We start from the raw sequence: 15,156 nt of genomic DNA on the forward strand, positions 1-15,156 counted from the left end.
AATGACATGCGCATCTTGCTCGTCGAAGACGATCCAATGATCGGCAGTGTTGTTCGCGATTCGCTCAAGGATGCGACATTCGCCGTGGATTGGGTGACCGACGGGCAGGCGGCGCTGGCGGCAGCCGACTGCCAGCATTACGACCTGGTACTGCTGGATCTGGGCCTACCGGGCAAAGACGGTCATGCGGTGCTGCAAAGCCTGAGATCGCGAGGGCATCAGGTTCCCATCATCATTGTCACGGCGCGCGATACACTGCCGGAACGCTTGAAGGGCCTCGACGCGGGCGCTGACGACTACGTGCTGAAGCCTTTCGAGATGGCGGAATTGCTCGCCCGCATCCGGGCCGTCATGCGGCGGCAGGCGGGACAGGCGCTGCCGGTCATGTCGAATGGCATCGTCACCCTCGATCCGGGCACCCGGCAAGCCCATACGTCGGACGTTGCACCGGTGCAATTGTCGAATCGGGAGTTCGCGTTGCTGCAGGCGTTGCTGACGCGGCCCGGTGCCATCCTGTCCAGAAGCGATCTGGAGGACCGGATTTACGGGTGGGGAGACGAGGTGGAGAGCAACGCCATCGAATTTCTCATTCACTCGCTTCGCAAGAAGCTCGGCTCGAGCATCATCAAAAACGTGAGGGGAGCGGGATGGATGGTATTAAAGGGCGATTGAGCGATTCCATTCGCCTGCGCCTGAGCCTGTGGCTCTCGGTGGCGATCCTCGTCTTTGCCGTGATCGCCGGGGTCATTTCGTTCGCCGCAGCGTTCGACGAAGCCCACGAACTGCAGGACGATGTGCTGCGTCAGGTCGCGGCCCTCGTCGATAACAACCATCTGCAGACCAGCGAATTTCGCAATCTCCAGGCGCCTCAGGCGCCGCAGGCGAGCGGTGAGGAGGCTCGCGTGGTCGTTCAACCGCTCGGCGTGGCAACGCGTCCGGGTGCGGGCGACGGCGACGACAAGCTGCCGCTGTCGCTGCCGGTGACGATGGCCGACGGCCTGTCGACCGTCACCGTGGGCAAAGAGCCGTATCGGGTGCTGGTCAAGACACTGCAATCCGGCTCACGTATCGCGGTGGCGCAAGAGACGGACGTGCGCGACCAGATCGCCCGGACCAGCGCGATCCGGACCATCATGCCGCTCGTGGCATTCGTTCCCGTGTTGCTGCTGGTGGTCGGTTGGCTGGTGCGCAGGATATTCCGGCCGGTGGCGAGCCTGTCGAGCGAGATCGACAGGCGTCAATACAGCGAGCTGCATCCGGTGTCGACCGAGCGTTTGCCGAACGAGATTCGTCCGTTTCTGCGTGCTATCAACAACCTGTTGTCGCGCGTGTCGACGTCGGTCGACGCGCAGCACCGCTTCGTGGCCGACGCCGCGCATGAATTGCGCACGCCGTTGACGGCGCTTTCGCTTCAGGCAGAGCGCCTTGCCGAGGCGGATATGTCCGCGACGGCCAGGGAGCGCTTGGTGGAATTGCGCCAAGGCATCGAGCGCGGTCGACACATGCTCGAGCATCTGCTGACGTTGTCCAGCGTGCAGGCGACGCAGAGCGACGGGCATGCCGCCACCGATTCCGTTCTGCGGGTCTTCCGTCAAACGCTGGAAACGCTGTACCCGCTGGCCGAAGCGAAGGGAATCGACCTCGGCATCGAGGCGAGTGAGGACGCGTCGCTACCGATGAGCGAGGCGGACCTGAGCATGCTGATCAAGAACCTGGTCGACAACGCCATTCGCTATACGCCGGCCGGGGGGCGCGTGGACATGATGCTCTCGTCGGGCAAGGGACAGACGGTTTTGTGCGTCAAGGATACCGGTCCGGGGATCGCGCCGAAGGAGCGCGATCGTGTTTTCGATGCTTTCTACCGAGGGCTGGGCACCAGCGAAGTGGGGTCGGGCTTAGGGTTGTCGATCGTGAAGGCCATTGCAGAGAAGGCCGGCGCCGATGTGCGCCTCGCCTACGCGGATGAGGTCGCGCGAACGGGCCTGAGCGTGACCGTCGTCGTACCGGGCGCATCGACCAATGTGCATGAGGGGGGCGGGGCGTGATGGGCTTCTCCGACGTCTACGAGAAGCGGCTCCATTTCGTCTTCGAGGCGAGCCTGTGGATAAAGGCGCTCTTCGCCCTTGCCGAGATCGTCGGCGGCGTCGTGGCGTACTTTATCCCCCGGCATTTCCTGCTGTCGACCGTGCTTTGGGTGACGGGGAACGAAATTGCGGAAGATCCGCACGATGTCGTCGCCCGCTTTTTGCTGCATACGGTGCAGCATCTTTCCGTCAGCTCACAGAAGTTCGCGGCGGCTTACCTGCTCGCGCACGGCGTGATCAAGTTATGGCTGATCATTGGCTTGCTGCGCGACAAGCTCTGGTATTTCCCCGTTTCGATGGTCGCGTTCGCCCTGTTCGTCGCCTACCAACTCTACCGATTCACGTTCACCCATTCGCCTTGGCTGCTGGTCCTCTCGGCACTCGACATTGCCATCATTGCACTGACGTGGCACGAATATCGCCTCTCGAAGACGCTCCATGCGCGTGGGAACGCCGGAACCGTCACGCGCAGCTAACGGCCTCCGGGCGTCAGTGAAACAGGCTCGTAAAACAAAAAGGCAGACGAACTCGCGTTCATCTGCCTTTTGAATGCCTGGTGCCCAGGGCGGGACTCGAACCCGCACGCCTCTCGGCGCTACCCCCTCAAGATAGTGCGTCTACCAATTCCGCCACCTGGGCAGGGGACGGCGATTGTAACGGGAAAATCGAGTTTTGTGAACGGCCGTTATAGCCCCTCAGGCCGCCCGACGCTTCGTCGACCCCACGACCGACAACGACGGCGCGTGCGGCGCCGCGTGCTGCCCATCGCGCAGACGAAAGCGCGCCACCGTCTCCGCCAGCATACGAGCCTGCTCGCTCAGCATGGCCGACGCGGCCGCCGATTCTTCCACCAGCGCGGCGTTCTGCTGTGTGGCCTGATCCATCTCCGAGACCGAGCGGTCGATCTGGCTGATGCCCGTGCTCTGCTCGGTCATGGCGCCGTTGATCTCGCTCACCAGACGCTGTACGCGCGTAATCCCGTCAACGATTTCGTTCATCGTGGTGCCTGCCGCCTGCACCCGTTCCGTACCGCTCTTGACGTTCTGCACCGACGTCTCGATCAGCGTCTTGATTTCCTGAGCGGCCGCCGCACTGCGTTGGGCCAGCGTGCGAACCTCGCCCGCCACCACGGCGAAGCCGCGTCCCTGCTCGCCCGCACGTGCCGCCTCCACCGCCGCGTTGAGCGCCAGGATGTTGGTTTGGAACGCAATACCGTCGATCACGCTGATGATCTCCGTGATGCGTTCCGACGACTGCGTGATCGCCGCCATCGTGCCGACCGCATCGGTGACGACCTGACCGCCACGCGCGGCGGCGGCGCTCGCATCGTTGGCCAGGCGCGTGGCATGCTCGGCGGTCTCGGCCGTCTGCTTGACGCTGGACGTCATCTCCGTGAGCGCCGACGACGTCTCCTGCAACGACCCTGCCGAAGCTTCTGTACGCTGCGACAGATCGCGGTTGCCCATCTCGATCTCGCTGGTGGCCGATGTCATCGACGAGACGCCCGAGCGCACGTCGAGCATCACCGAGCTGATCTTGTCGACGAATGCGTTGAACGACTTCGAGATTTGCGCCACCTCGTCCTGCCCGATGACATCGAGACGCTGCGTCAGGTCACCGTCGCCCGAGCCGATGGTGTCCATGGCGTCGCGCACGATCGACAGACGCTTGAACGCGCGCGACGTAAAGATGGAGGCAATGACCAGTGCGATTAACGTCAATATCACGAGCGTGATGCCTGTTGCGTCCAGCACATGCGTCAGGCCCGCTGTGGCTTCCGTGCGGTCGAGCGCCACCACCAGATACCAGTCCGTGCCCGGAATGCGCTTGGCCTTGAGCAGCTTGGGTGCGCCGGAGAGTTCCATCGCGACCGGTGCGGCGCCGTCGGCAGCCATGCCCGGCAGCGAGTCGGCGGTGAGCGCGGGCGCCACGTCCGTCGACGGCTTGAGCGAGAACTTGTTATCCGGGTGAGCGATCACCTGACCGTCGCTCGCCACCACCAGCGCGAGGCTCGACGGCGTGGGATGCACCGCCTTGATGATGTCCTGCACACCAGTGAGCGCCACGGCGCCGCTGACCACGCCGGTGGTCTGGCCGTCACGCAGGATCGGCGCGGTGAAGGCGACATACGGAATGCCCGTCGACGAATCGCCATACGGCTTGGTGACGGTGAGCTTGCCTGCCGCCAGGGCGCTCTTGTACCACGGACGCGCCGTCGGGTCGTAGTCCGGCGGCGTGGGCGCGGTGGAGAAGAATGTCTTGTCCGACCAGCCGATGCTCGTGATCGGGAAGTCGTTGGTCTTGCCCATGAGCTTCACGAGCCCGGCCGGATCTCCTTTCTCGACGACTTGCGACGTCGCCACGACCGCCTGCGCTTTGTCGGCGGACCAGCGCTCGATGGTGCCGGCATTCCCATTGGCCACGGCCGACAGCGTGTCGGCGATGCTCGACATCATGCTGTCACGCACGATGACGTAAGTCGTGATGCCAGAGAGAATCAGCGCGCCCACCACCGTCAGGCAGGAAATGAGCAGAATCCGGGTTCGCAACGAAGTGACTTTCATGAGCTTTCATCGGTAGGCCCGCGTGCGGACCGTTGAATGGGGGGGCGACGGGCCAGGCGGTGCCACCTGCGCCGTCGCATTGATACATTGCAGCATTACTCTCTGCGCTTACGGCTGGGGGAGGCCGAAACTTTAATGAGTGCGGATCAATGAGCGCATGAGTGCGCCTTGCGGCCCACGGCAGGGCGAGCGGGGATTCAGCGGGTGCTGGGGCGCGTGAGATCGGGGAAGCCGAGCGTTGTCGCGTGGCAACCGTCAGCCAGCGCATCGTCGTGGGTCGAGAAGAAGACGCAGCAATCCTTGCCGAGGGTCGTGAACCAGTCGATCAGCACGGCGCGCGAGGCGGCATCGAGTCCGCCACTGGGTTCGTCCGCGAGAATCACACGCGGGCTGCCGAAGTGCGTGGCGGTCAAATAGTATTTTCGACGTGTGCCGAGCGACATCTGGTCGAAGCGCTTTTCCATATGCGGCATCAGCCCGAACCGCTCGGCCAGATCGAGCACGCTGGCACTCACGTGCGTTTGCCTGTCGGCGGCGCGCTGTTCGAGAAAGCCACGTCCGGTTTGCGACGGCTCGCCCAGGCAGTCGAACGGCACCACGGCGAGCGACGCCTTGGCCTCGGCAGGGGCGTCGCGCATGGCATGTCCGTCGATCCAGACCTGGCCGTCGTCCGGCACGACCGTGCCCGCGAGCATGCCGAGCAGCGTGGTCTTGCCGCCGCCCCCTTCGTCGCGCAGAGCAAAGCATCCGCGCTCGGCGCGGAAGCTCAGGTGCTGGAAAAGCGTGAAAGTGCCGAAGCGTTTGGCAAGATTCTCGAAACGAAGCATGGGCGTGTGACGGCTACTTCAGATAGGCCTTGATGACATGAAGCACGGGGGCCAGTTCGGCCTCGCGACGCGCCTGCTCGGACTCGTTGACGAGGTGATCGACGAGATGCCCCTCGATGACCGCGCCCATCAAGCCGTTGACCGCCCCGCGAATCGCCGCGATCTGCTGGAGAATCTCGATACAGTCGCCCTCTTCGTTTAGTTGCCGCTCCAACGCCTGCGCCTGGCCCTGAATGCGACGTACGCGTGCCAGCAACTTGTGCTTTTCCCGAATCGTGTGCACGGTCTGTCGCGCTCCTGTCTGTGTCATTCAAATGGCCGAAAATGTTAGCACGTACATACTAGGGGGCAGTATATCCCCGATTCGGCTTCCCGCGGATCGGAGGCGCGCCGCCGATTACTCGCCGATCAGAAACGGTGGACCGAAGCGCGTGGCGATGTGCTCCGTCGACTCGAACAATTCGCGCAGGACCTGACTTGTACACGTCGGCTGCACGTATAGATAGAACGCGACGTCGGGCAAGCGCGGCAGGCCGTCGGCTTCAGAGAGCACGCGCATGTTCGCATCGAGAAGCTCGGTGGTGCGAGCTGTCACCCCGAGGCCCGCGCTGATCGCCGCCCTGATGCCGGTCAGTGTCGGCGAGATGAAGCTCGTGCGCCAGGCGATGCCCGCCGCGTTGAGCCGCTCGATGGACAGGCGGCGAAACAGGCTCAGTTCGTCGGCCATCACCAGCGGCACAGGCGCGGACGAATTGAAGATGAAGTCGTCGGCACAGATCCACACCATCGGCGAAGTGCGCAGCTTGATGCCGGGGAAGGCTTCGTCGTAGCGCGTCGAGATCGCCAGATCCAGCTCCTTGTCGCGCAGGGCGTCCATCAAATGCGGGCTGCGGCCGACGATGATCTCCAACTGCAATTCCGCCGAGAGTTTCGATAACCGTCGCAACATGCTCGGCAGAATCGAGTCGGCCACGTCGTGCGGCGATCCAATGCGCAGCTTTTCCACCGGTCCGCGCGTTTGCATGACCTGTACGGCCTGGTCGTTGAGCGCCAGGATCTTGTTCGCATAGGCCACGAGTCGCACGCCATCGGCGGTCATCGCCTTCTGCCGGCCCTGCTTTTCGAACAGCGCGCACCCCATCTCCTGTTCGAGCCGCTGCATCTGCTGGGTGATGGCAGACTGGGTGCGTCCCACGCGCGTGGCGGCTGCCGCAAACGTCTCGTGCTGCGCAATCGCCACGAAAGTGCGCAACAGGTCGATATCCAGATTTCGCATGACGGTTCTGCGCCAATACTTCAGGCGCGCTAATGTTTAAGGGATAAAAATTAAATTGTTCTCGGGGATTTTGGTCGATAACCTGCCTGACACTCAAGCAATATTTATGTAATCGGGCGGAAGCCGGCGTTGACCGGTCCCTCGATCATCGATTCGCCCTTCGGTCGAACTCAAGGAGACTCAGGATCATGTGGCAACGACACTTTGCAGCCGCGCTGTTCGCAACACTCGCCATCACGGGCGTCGCACACGCTGACCAACTGGCCGACATCAAGGCGCGCGGCACGCTTGTATGCGGCACGCAGAACGCCAGCGAGCCGTATGCGTTTCCCGACGCGGCCACGCGCAAGATCGTCGGATTCGACGTTGACGTGTGCAACGCGATCGCGAAGGGATTGGGCGTGAAGCTCGAACACCGTGCGCTGTCGACCGACGCCCGCATCCCCGAACTCAAGACGCATCGCGTCGACGTGCTGGCTGCCGCCGTTGCCTGGATGCCGGCCCGTGCCGCTCAGGTCGACTTCAGCGACCAGTACTTCGTTGCCCCGATTCGCGTGCTGGTGCGCGCCGACTCGCCGGTGCAGACGCTCGATCAGCTCGCGGGCAAGAAGATTGCCGCGTCCGAGGGGTCCAGCTCGGCCGCCGTGTCGGTCACGCGTCTGCCCGATTCGAACCTGCTCACCTTCCACGACATTTCGTCGGCGTTCCTCGCGCTGCAGCAAGGTAAAGTCGAGGGGCTGGTGGCGGGGCAACTGATTCTGGCGCGCTTCGCCAATGAAGCTGCCGCCAAGGGCGGTCAGCAATACCGACTGCTCACCAAGCCGGTTTTCGAAGAGCGCTGGGGCGTGGTGACCAACAAGAACGAACCCGCGTTGCTCGCCGCCGTGAACAAGATTCTGGTCGACTACGACAAGACGAATGGTTTGCAGGACAGCTTCGATAAGTGGCTCGGCGCCAAGTCGGTCTACAAGTTCACGCGCGACTATAAGGTCGAGCCGATCAAGGTGCAGTAAGCGAGACGCGGCGTAATGTTCGATCTTTCGTTTCTGCTCGAAGACGGCTACCTGAAGCTGTTTCGCGACGGGGTGCTGACCACGCTCCAACTGTTCGTGGTCTCGGGGCTCCTGGCGATCGTGGTGGGCGTGGTGCTCACCACGCTGCGCGCCCTGCCGGTCAAGCTCTTCAAGGGCTTCGTGATCGTGGTGGTGGAATATCACCGCAACGTACCGGTGCTGGTGCAGATTCTCGTGTGGTACTTCGGCGTGCCGCAACTGCTGCCTGAAGGCCTGCGCGACTGGATCAACGCGGGCAACACCGAGTTTGTCTTCGCAACGCTCGCGCTGGCGCTCAATGCCGGCGCGTTCATCTCCGAAGACCTGCGCTCGGGGCTGCGCGCGATTCCGCACACGCAGCAGGAGGCCGCGTGGTCGATCGGTCTCACGTACTTGCAGTCGTTCCGTTATGTCGTGCTGCCGCAGGGTATTCGCGTGGCGACGCCCGCGTTGCTCAATCAGGCGCTGTTGCTCTTCAAGAACAGCTCGCTGGCAATGGCGATTGGCGTGCACGAACTGATGTATCGCACGCGTCAGATCGACAACCTGACGTTCCGCACGTTCGATGTGTTCATGGTGGCGACGATCCTGTATCTGATCGGCACGCTGGCCTTGATGGCGCTCTCCGAGCACGTTGCCAAACGCCGTACGGCACCCTCGGGAGTTTGAGACGATGTACGAGATCCTGCATGACTATCTCGCGCTGTTCCTCGTCGGGAGCTGGCCCAACGGCCCGCTTGGCGGCGTGGCGATCACGCTCATTCTCTCGGCGCTCGGGCTGGTGATGTCGTTTCCCATCGCGGTGGTGATCGGCATGGCGCAAGTCTCGCCGCTGCGCTGGCTGCGACGTGCGGCCGGTGTATGGACGCGACTGGTGCGCGGCATCCCGCTGCTGATGATCATCTTCTGGGCGTACTTTGCTGTGCCGCTGCTCGTGGGCGCCGAGGTATCCGCATTCACGACGGCCGTGTGCGCGATCATCGTCTACGAGAGCGCCTTCCTGTCGCAGATCGTGCGTGCCGGCCTTGAAGGCCTGCCGCGCGGCCAGATGGAAGCGGCGCGCTCGAACGGGCTGTCGTGGCTGCAAAGCATGCGTTACGTGCAATTGCCGCAGGCGCTCGCGAACATGTTGCCGTCGATCGTCAACCAGTTCGTGTCGATCATCAAGGCGACGTCGCTCGCCTATGTGATCGGGGTGCCCGAGCTGACGTACTCGGCCGCGCAGGTCAATACGATCGTGCTGACCAAGCCGCTGCAGACGTTCCTCGTGCTCGCAGCTTTCTATTTCGTGTTGTGTTTCGCCATTTCGCGTTTCGCCGGCTGGCTCGAGCGTCGTATCGCCCGTCAGCGTGCGGGATTGGCCTAAGTGCAGGATTCAAGAAGGAGAACGCGATCATGACCATGCTCGCATTCGAGAAAGTCGATAAGTATTACGGCGAACATCACGTCCTCAAGGGGATCGATGCCACCATCGGGCGTGGCGAAGTCGTGGTCGTGTGCGGCCCGTCGGGCTCCGGCAAGTCGACGTTGATTCGTACCGTCACGCGGCTCGAAGCTATTCAGAAAGGCCGCATCCTTTTCGAGGGCAAGGACGTCACCGCGCGCGACATCAAGCTCAATCAGTTGCGCGCCCGCATCGGCTTCGTGTTCCAGAGCTTCAATCTGTTTCAGAACCTCTCGGTGCGCCAGAACCTGATGCTCGGACCGACGAAGGTGCTCGGCATGTCGCGTGACGAAGCCACGGCCCAGGCCGAGACGTTGCTCGCCAAGGTCGGCCTTGCCCACAAGATCGACGCCATGCCGGCGAACCTCTCGGGCGGTCAGCAGCAACGTGTGGCCATTGCCCGCGCGCTCGCCATGAAGCCGCCGCTCATGCTGTTTGACGAGCCGACGAGCGCCCTTGATCCCGAGATGGTGCAGGAGGTCTTGCAAGTCATGCGCTCGCTGGCGGAGGAGGGGCTGACAATGATGATCGTCACGCACGAGATGGGTTTCGCGCGCGACGTGTCGAGCCGCGTCTGGTTCATGGACCAGGGGCAGTTGCTCGAAGACGCGCCGCCGGCGGAATTTTTCAGCCAGCCGAAGCACGCGCGTGCGCAGCGATTCCTGCAGGACGTGCTGCGCCCGTCGCCGATGATCGGCGTGCCGCGCGACGCCGTGCCTGCCTAAGGCCGACCCGACAAGCACGACGCACACGACACTTACGCCATACCCGAACACGCGACCGCGCCCCAGCCGGGACCCGTCGCAGAACAAGATCCTACGGAGAAGACTTCACATGTCCACGCCCACCCTAGCCGAACAACGTCAGGCCGCCGTCGGCGACGCCATTGCAGCCATGAAGGCGTCGCTGGCCCCTGAGGGCGAGACGCGCCCCGCGCTGGCCGCCGTACTCGATCAGGTCAAATCGCTCGCCGCGCGCACCGCGCTGTGGAACGAGGCCGACTTCCCGCCGCCGGCCGATGGCGAACTGCAAGCGCGTTATCTGATTCATGAAGATGCTGACAAGACCTACGCGCTGTACCTGAACGTCATGCGTCCGGGCAAGAAGATCACGCCGCACAACCATACGACGTGGGCCTGCATCGCGGCGGTCGAAGGCGTCGAATACAACTACGTCTACCGTCGCACCGACGACGGCAAGACACCCGGCGTCGGCACGCTGGACGTGAGCGACACCGTCGTGGTCGATCCGGGCCACGGCATTGCGCTGGCGTCGGACGACATTCATGCCGTCGAGATCCAGGGCGACGCGCCGATTCGCCACCTGCACATGTATGGCCGCGCGCTCGAGACGCTGACCGAGCGCATCACGTTCGATCTCGCTAAGGGCACGTATCAAGTCATGGATATCGGCGTGAAGACCCGCCGCTAAAGCTACCGTGACCGCCGGCGAAATCCGGCGGCGAACTCCCTGACGGCGCGAGCGTTCCTCGTGCCCCCAATTCACATCGCCCCGCCGGGCGGTGCGGGCCCGTTCATCCCTACGCTTTGGACATGACCGGGCGGAACCTGACAACCGACGCAACGCTATGACCTCGTTTACTCCTCACTTCGTGCCGCCCGCCCGCCTCAAGGAATGGTTGCACGACGGCGCCGAGATCGCCGTATTCGACGTGCGCGAGCATGGCGAGTACGGCGAAGCGCATCTCTTCTACGGCGTGACGCTGCCTTACAGCCGTCTCGAACTCGACATCGTGCGGCTTGCGCCGCGCCGCGACGCCCGCGTGGTGCTCTATGACACCGACGGGAGTGTCGCCGTTCAGGGGGCGCAGCGCTTGGCCGCGCTCGGATATTCCGACGTGTACGTGCTCGAAGGCGGCACACAGGCTTGGCAACAAGCCGGCTTTCGTCTGTTCGCCGGCGTGAACGTGCCGTCAAAGACCTTCGGTGAGTTGGTGGAGATGGCGTATCACACGCCCCGTGTGTCGGCGCGCGAGCTGGCCGCCATGCGCGAGCGCGGCGACGACGTCGTGATTCTCGACGGACGTCCCGTGAGCGAATACCTGAAGATGACGATTCCGTCGTCGATTTGCTGCCCGAACGGCGAACTCGGCTATCGCATTCGCGAGCTGGTGCCGAACCCCACCACGCCCATCGTCGTGAACTGCGCCGGCCGTACGCGCAGCATCATCGGCGCGCAAACGCTCATCAACCTCGGCATTCCCAACCCGGTGATGGCGCTGGAGAACGGCACGCAGGGCTGGTATCTGGAAGATTTGCCGCTGGAGCATGGCAGCACGCGCCGCTATCCGGACGCGGTTGCGCCGTCGAGCGTCGCGCAGATGCGTGAAGCGAGCGGTGCGTTGGCCGAGCGCTTCGCTGTGCCCGAGGTGGATGCCGCGACGTTTGCGCAATGGGCCACGGACACGACGCGCACGCTGTTCCTGTGTGACGTGCGCACGCCGGAAGAATTCGCTGCCGGGTCGCTGCCCGGTGCGCAGCACACGCCGGGCGGCCAGTTGATTCAGGCGACGGATCAATACGTGGGCGTGCGACACGCGCGGGTGGTGCTGTTCGACGACGACGGCGTGCGCGCTCCCATCGTCGCGAGCTGGCTGCGTCAGTTGGGTCACGACGCCTATGTGTTGCGCGGCGGACTCGCCAGCGGCGCGTCGTTGCCGGGCCGTGCGCCGGCTGTGGACACGACGCTGCCCGAGATCGATGTCGCCGCGCTCGCCGCGGCACTGGCCGACGAGCGTGTAACGGTCGTCGACCTGCGGCCGAGCATGAGCTACCGTCGCGAGCATGTGTCCGGTGCGCAGTGGGCGATTCGTCCGCGGCTGCCGAGCCTGCCTGCGTCGCGTAACATCGTGCTGATCGCGGACGAGCGCGGCATCGCGGAACTGTTCGCGGCCGACTGGCGGCGTGCGCATGCCAACGACGTGCGCACGGTCTCGCTGCTTGCGGGCGGCTTCAAGGCTTGGGCCGTGGCCGGCCAGCCGGTGCAGAGCACGCCCGATGTGCCGGCGGACGCCGAATGCATCGACTATCTGTTCTTCGTGCACGATCGTCACGACGGCAACAAGGCGGCGGCGCGCCAGTATCTGGCGTGGGAGACGGGTTTGCTGGCCCAGCTCGACGACCGCGAGCGCGGTGCGTTCCGTATCGGTGAGCCTGCCGCCGCGAAGTAAGTGCAGACGCTGGCGTGCGCAAGCGTTGCGCACGCCATGCGTTATCTTCTGATTTGTTCGAATCGTTCAAAACCTTATCCCCCCAACGTCCGATCATGTCCCGACAATCGACCCCCAAACGTCTCGCTACCCGTCTGGTCAAGGGCGGCATGCACACCGCCGTGGTTGGCGGTCGTGCCGTCAATCCGCCGGTGGTGCGTGCGTCCACCGTGCTGTTCGATACGATGGACGACCTGAACGACGCGCGCCGCCGTCGCGGCACCGAGCGCATGTTCACCTACGGGGCGCGCGGCAATCCGACGGGCTTCGCGCTGGAGGATGTCGTCGCCGAGCTGGAAGGCGGCTATCGCACGCGTTTGTTCCCGACGGGGCTGGCGGCGATTTCGATGGTATTTCTGGCTTACGTGCGTCCGGGCGACCATGTGCTGATTTCGGACTGCGTGTATCAGCCGCTGCGTCACTTCGTTGAGACGTTTCTCAAGCCGTGGGGTGTGCACGTCACCTACTTCCGCGCCGATGGCAGCGACGCGGCGGAGCACATGACGGCCCGTACGAAGATGATCTACGTGGAGACGCCGGGCTCACTCGTCTACGAGATGTGCGACATCCCGGCGCTGGCCGATCTGGCGCATCGTCATGGGGCGCTGCTCGTGGCGGACAACACGTGGGGCTCGGGCGTGCAGTGCCGTCCGCTGATGTTGGGGGCCGACGTCTCGGTGATGGCCGCGACGAAATATCTGAGTGGGCATTCCGACGTCATGATGGGAACAGCGACCACGACGCAGGACGTCTGGCACACGCTCGCCACGATGGCGGATGCGCAGGGCGTGGCCGTGAGTCCAGACGACGCGTATCTCGTGCTGCGCGGCACGCGCACGTTGGGGGCGCGTCTGCAGATGCATGAGCGTCATGCGTTGGAAGTTGCGCATTGGCTCGGCAGTCTGCCGGACGTGGCGCGCGTGTTCTGCCCGGCGCTGCCGACGCATCCGGGGCATGCGCTGTGGCAACGCGATTGCGTGGGCACGAACGGCCTGATTTCGTTTGAGTTCGCCAACGCCACGACGGCGCAAGCGGACCGATTCGTCGATGCGCTCGAGCTGTTTGGCATCGGCGCGTCGTGGGGCGGCTTCGAGAGTCTGGCGACGGTGTCGAACGTGGCGGGCACGCGCACGTGCGAGGACTGGACGTCCGCCGGCCCGATCGTGCGTCTACATATCGGTCTGGAAGACCCGCAGGATCTGATCGAGGATATGGCGGCGGCGCTTGAGCAGGTGTTTGGGCGCTAAAGCCTCAGGGACTTCAGCGCCGAGTCAAATTCACGACGACGGCGCGGGCGAGGACGCCCGCAGCCGCGCACGTCGTCACTTCCCAGCGGGGGAGGCGTGTGCACCACCGTCGAGGCTGGTCAGGATGTCGTGCGCTGCGCGGATGCGCTCGTCCATCGCGTAGTTCTTGTTCGCGAGCAGTACGATGCCGATCTGCTTCGACGGGACGAAGGCGACATAAGCGCCGAACCCATTCGTCGAGCCCGTCTTGTTAATCCAGGCGACGGGCGTGGGGGCCATCGGAGGCGCGAGTTCACGAACGGCGGTCGGCTCGTAAGCCATTCGGGCCGAGTTGCCGTCAAGCAGCGCATCGACGCTGACCGGATACGGGTACTGCTCCCAGATCAGGTCCTGCGTGATCGGCTTGTCGAAGAAATAGCCGGTGTGGGTCGCGTTGATCGCTTGGCGCAGCCGGTCGTCCTGCACTGGCTGTCCGAGGTTGGCGCGCACGAACCGCAGCAGGTCGCTCGCCGTCGTCTTCACGCCATAGGCTTCCTGATCGAATACGCCCGGTGAGACGCGAATCGGCTTGCCATCCTTCCCATATCCCCACGCGTAGTTGGCCTGCTGATCCTTCGGCACCCGGAGGTAGGTGTGCTGCATGTCCAGTGGCTTGAAGACGTGCTCCGTCACGAGTGTCGCGAAGTCACCGTGCATGGCGCGTGCGGCGATCCAGCCGAGGGCACCGATACTCACGTTCGAATAGGTGCGCACCGTGCCGGTGGGTTTCGCCGGTTTCCATGACTTGAGGTATTGCAGGACGTCGTGGGTGCTATGAACGTTGTCCGGCACTTGAAGCGGCATGCCGCCGGTCGTGTGCGTGCCGAGATTGACGAGTTTCACGTCGCCGAAGGGGGTGCCTGCAAGTTCGGGGACAAAGCGGCTGGTCTTGTCGGTGAGCGAGAGGGCACCGACGCCTTGCGCATAGGCGGCGAGCGTGGCCGTGAAAGTCTTGCTGACCGAACCCAATTCGAAAAGCGTGTCGGCCGTGACGGGTGTGTTGGCCTTCTTGTCGGCCACGCCGTAATTGAAGACGTAGGTATGCCCGTCGAAGACGATGCCGACGGCCATGCCGGGAATTTGCCCTCGGGCCATGAGCGGGGTGATCGTCTTGTCGACGAGCGATTTGATTTCGTCTTGCCGAGGATTGGTCTGGACCTGTGCTTGCGGCTCTGCGGCGTACGTGCGCTCGCTGAACGTCATACAGGTGATGGCGGCGGTCGCCGAAAGTGCGGCGAAAACGGCGAGATAGGGCTTTGTCATCGAGGGTCGTCTCCGTGTGGGGGGCTTAGGACGCATGAGGCACGACGGTACCGCGTGCCGATTCGGCGTCATGGTAAAGCGCGGTGATCAATGCCCGAAGCGTAATCGCAAATTGACGCGTACTCGCGGCA

At 63.8% G+C, this 15,156-nt stretch carries 15 protein-coding genes and 1 tRNA gene; 10 read left to right on the forward strand and 6 right to left on the reverse strand.

All coding sequences use genetic code 11. The annotated features are described in order from the left end of the window. Window positions 1-6: 6 nt before the first annotated feature. Genes OYT13_RS00220 through OYT13_RS00230 form a run of 3 tightly spaced genes read left to right on the forward strand, consistent with a single transcriptional unit; the run spans window position 7 to window position 2,560 of the window. Window positions 7-672, forward strand: a complete 666-nt coding sequence (locus tag OYT13_RS00220; protein WP_017231474.1) for a response regulator transcription factor — start codon at window positions 7-9, stop codon at window positions 670-672. Continuing rightward, the gene (locus OYT13_RS00225) at window positions 648-2,045 is read left to right on the forward strand and encodes an ATP-binding protein (protein ID WP_268567105.1); all 1,398 of its coding nucleotides are present in this window, start codon (window positions 648-650) and stop codon (window positions 2,043-2,045) included. Before OYT13_RS00220 ends, OYT13_RS00225 begins: the two co-directional genes overlap by 25 nt. Continuing rightward, window positions 2,045-2,560: a DUF2127 domain-containing protein gene (locus OYT13_RS00230; RefSeq protein WP_017231476.1), complete on the forward strand. Its 516-nt coding sequence runs from the start codon at window positions 2,045-2,047 to the stop codon at window positions 2,558-2,560. Before OYT13_RS00225 ends, OYT13_RS00230 begins: the two co-directional genes overlap by 1 nt. A gap of 78 nt (window positions 2,561-2,638) precedes the next feature. On the opposite strand, the gene OYT13_RS00235 is transcribed toward OYT13_RS00230, so the two are convergent. The 5 genes from OYT13_RS00235 to OYT13_RS00255 form a co-directional block, all read right to left on the reverse strand. Further along, a tRNA-Leu gene (locus OYT13_RS00235) sits at window positions 2,639-2,723 on the reverse strand. A 56-nt stretch (window positions 2,724-2,779) separates the two neighbouring features. Beyond that, window positions 2,780-4,648: a methyl-accepting chemotaxis protein gene (locus OYT13_RS00240; protein WP_017231477.1), complete on the reverse strand. Its 1,869-nt coding sequence runs from the start codon at window positions 4,646-4,648 to the stop codon at window positions 2,780-2,782. A gap of 197 nt (window positions 4,649-4,845) precedes the next feature. Continuing rightward, window positions 4,846-5,475: an ABC transporter ATP-binding protein gene (locus tag OYT13_RS00245; protein ID WP_017231478.1), complete on the reverse strand. Its 630-nt coding sequence runs from the start codon at window positions 5,473-5,475 to the stop codon at window positions 4,846-4,848. Window positions 5,476-5,488: 13 nt separating this feature from the next. Continuing rightward, entirely contained in the window at window positions 5,489-5,785 is a 297-nt protein-coding gene (locus tag OYT13_RS00250; protein ID WP_268567106.1) for a metal/formaldehyde-sensitive transcriptional repressor, read from the reverse strand. Window positions 5,786-5,872: 87 nt separating this feature from the next. Then, the gene (locus tag OYT13_RS00255) at window positions 5,873-6,751 is read right to left on the reverse strand and encodes a LysR substrate-binding domain-containing protein (RefSeq protein ID WP_017231480.1); all 879 of its coding nucleotides are present in this window, start codon (window positions 6,749-6,751) and stop codon (window positions 5,873-5,875) included. A gap of 188 nt (window positions 6,752-6,939) precedes the next feature. Between OYT13_RS00255 and OYT13_RS00260 the strand changes: the two genes are divergently transcribed. The 7 genes from OYT13_RS00260 (at window position 6,940) to metC (ending at window position 13,723) form a co-directional block, all read left to right on the forward strand. Then, entirely contained in the window at window positions 6,940-7,764 is an 825-nt protein-coding gene (locus OYT13_RS00260; protein WP_268567107.1) for a transporter substrate-binding domain-containing protein, read from the forward strand. Window positions 7,765-7,779: 15 nt separating this feature from the next. Next, complete coding sequence (locus OYT13_RS00265) at window positions 7,780-8,472, forward strand: amino acid ABC transporter permease (protein ID WP_017231482.1); 693 nt, start codon at window positions 7,780-7,782, stop codon at window positions 8,470-8,472. A 4-nt stretch (window positions 8,473-8,476) separates the two neighbouring features. Continuing rightward, the gene (locus OYT13_RS00270; RefSeq protein ID WP_017231483.1) at window positions 8,477-9,169 is read left to right on the forward strand and encodes an amino acid ABC transporter permease; all 693 of its coding nucleotides are present in this window, start codon (window positions 8,477-8,479) and stop codon (window positions 9,167-9,169) included. A gap of 35 nt (window positions 9,170-9,204) precedes the next feature. Beyond that, complete coding sequence (locus tag OYT13_RS00275) at window positions 9,205-9,972, forward strand: amino acid ABC transporter ATP-binding protein (RefSeq protein ID WP_051060034.1); 768 nt, start codon at window positions 9,205-9,207, stop codon at window positions 9,970-9,972. A gap of 109 nt (window positions 9,973-10,081) precedes the next feature. Next, window positions 10,082-10,678, forward strand: coding sequence for a cysteine dioxygenase family protein (locus OYT13_RS00280; protein ID WP_268567108.1), 597 nt, complete (start codon window positions 10,082-10,084; stop codon window positions 10,676-10,678). Window positions 10,679-10,835: 157 nt separating this feature from the next. Then, entirely contained in the window at window positions 10,836-12,437 is a 1,602-nt protein-coding gene (locus tag OYT13_RS00285) for a rhodanese-like domain-containing protein (RefSeq protein WP_268567109.1), read from the forward strand. Window positions 12,438-12,532: 95 nt separating this feature from the next. Next, entirely contained in the window at window positions 12,533-13,723 is a 1,191-nt protein-coding gene (metC, locus tag OYT13_RS00290; RefSeq protein ID WP_268567110.1) for a cystathionine beta-lyase, read from the forward strand. 75 nt (window positions 13,724-13,798) lie between these two features. On the opposite strand, the gene blaPNC is transcribed toward metC, so the two are convergent. Next, entirely contained in the window at window positions 13,799-15,025 is a 1,227-nt protein-coding gene (blaPNC, locus tag OYT13_RS00295; RefSeq protein ID WP_268567111.1) for a PNC family class C beta-lactamase, read from the reverse strand. Window positions 15,026-15,156: the final 131 nt, after the last annotated feature.

This window comes from Pandoraea sp. XJJ-1, assembly GCF_026802345.1.
GTDB classification, from domain to species: domain Bacteria; phylum Pseudomonadota; class Gammaproteobacteria; order Burkholderiales; family Burkholderiaceae; genus Pandoraea; species Pandoraea cepalis.

What these genes read in the sequence shown, in the direction of transcription:
- OYT13_RS00240 (WP_017231477.1), bottom strand. Translation starts at nt 4,648, where the DNA reads ATGAAAGTCACTTCGTTGCGAACCCGGATTCTGCTCATTTCCTGCCTG.
- OYT13_RS00275 (WP_051060034.1), top strand. Translation starts at nt 9,205, where the DNA reads ATGCTCGCATTCGAGAAAGTCGATAAGTATTACGGCGAACATCACGTC.
- OYT13_RS00230 (WP_017231476.1), top strand. Translation starts at nt 2,045, where the DNA reads ATGGGCTTCTCCGACGTCTACGAGAAGCGGCTCCATTTCGTCTTCGAG.
- OYT13_RS00285 (WP_268567109.1), top strand. Translation starts at nt 10,836, where the DNA reads ATGACCTCGTTTACTCCTCACTTCGTGCCGCCCGCCCGCCTCAAGGAA.
- OYT13_RS00225 (WP_268567105.1), top strand. Translation starts at nt 648, where the DNA reads ATGGATGGTATTAAAGGGCGATTGAGCGATTCCATTCGCCTGCGCCTG.
- OYT13_RS00250 (WP_268567106.1), bottom strand. Translation starts at nt 5,785, where the DNA reads ATGACACAGACAGGAGCGCGACAGACCGTGCACACGATTCGGGAAAAG.
- OYT13_RS00255 (WP_017231480.1), bottom strand. Translation starts at nt 6,751, where the DNA reads ATGCGAAATCTGGATATCGACCTGTTGCGCACTTTCGTGGCGATTGCG.
- OYT13_RS00270 (WP_017231483.1), top strand. Translation starts at nt 8,477, where the DNA reads ATGTACGAGATCCTGCATGACTATCTCGCGCTGTTCCTCGTCGGGAGC.
- metC (WP_268567110.1), top strand. Translation starts at nt 12,533, where the DNA reads ATGTCCCGACAATCGACCCCCAAACGTCTCGCTACCCGTCTGGTCAAG.
- OYT13_RS00260 (WP_268567107.1), top strand. Translation starts at nt 6,940, where the DNA reads ATGTGGCAACGACACTTTGCAGCCGCGCTGTTCGCAACACTCGCCATC.
- OYT13_RS00245 (WP_017231478.1), bottom strand. Translation starts at nt 5,475, where the DNA reads ATGCTTCGTTTCGAGAATCTTGCCAAACGCTTCGGCACTTTCACGCTT.
- blaPNC (WP_268567111.1), bottom strand. Translation starts at nt 15,025, where the DNA reads ATGACAAAGCCCTATCTCGCCGTTTTCGCCGCACTTTCGGCGACCGCC.
- OYT13_RS00220 (WP_017231474.1), top strand. Translation starts at nt 7, where the DNA reads ATGCGCATCTTGCTCGTCGAAGACGATCCAATGATCGGCAGTGTTGTT.
- OYT13_RS00280 (WP_268567108.1), top strand. Translation starts at nt 10,082, where the DNA reads ATGTCCACGCCCACCCTAGCCGAACAACGTCAGGCCGCCGTCGGCGAC.
- OYT13_RS00265 (WP_017231482.1), top strand. Translation starts at nt 7,780, where the DNA reads ATGTTCGATCTTTCGTTTCTGCTCGAAGACGGCTACCTGAAGCTGTTT.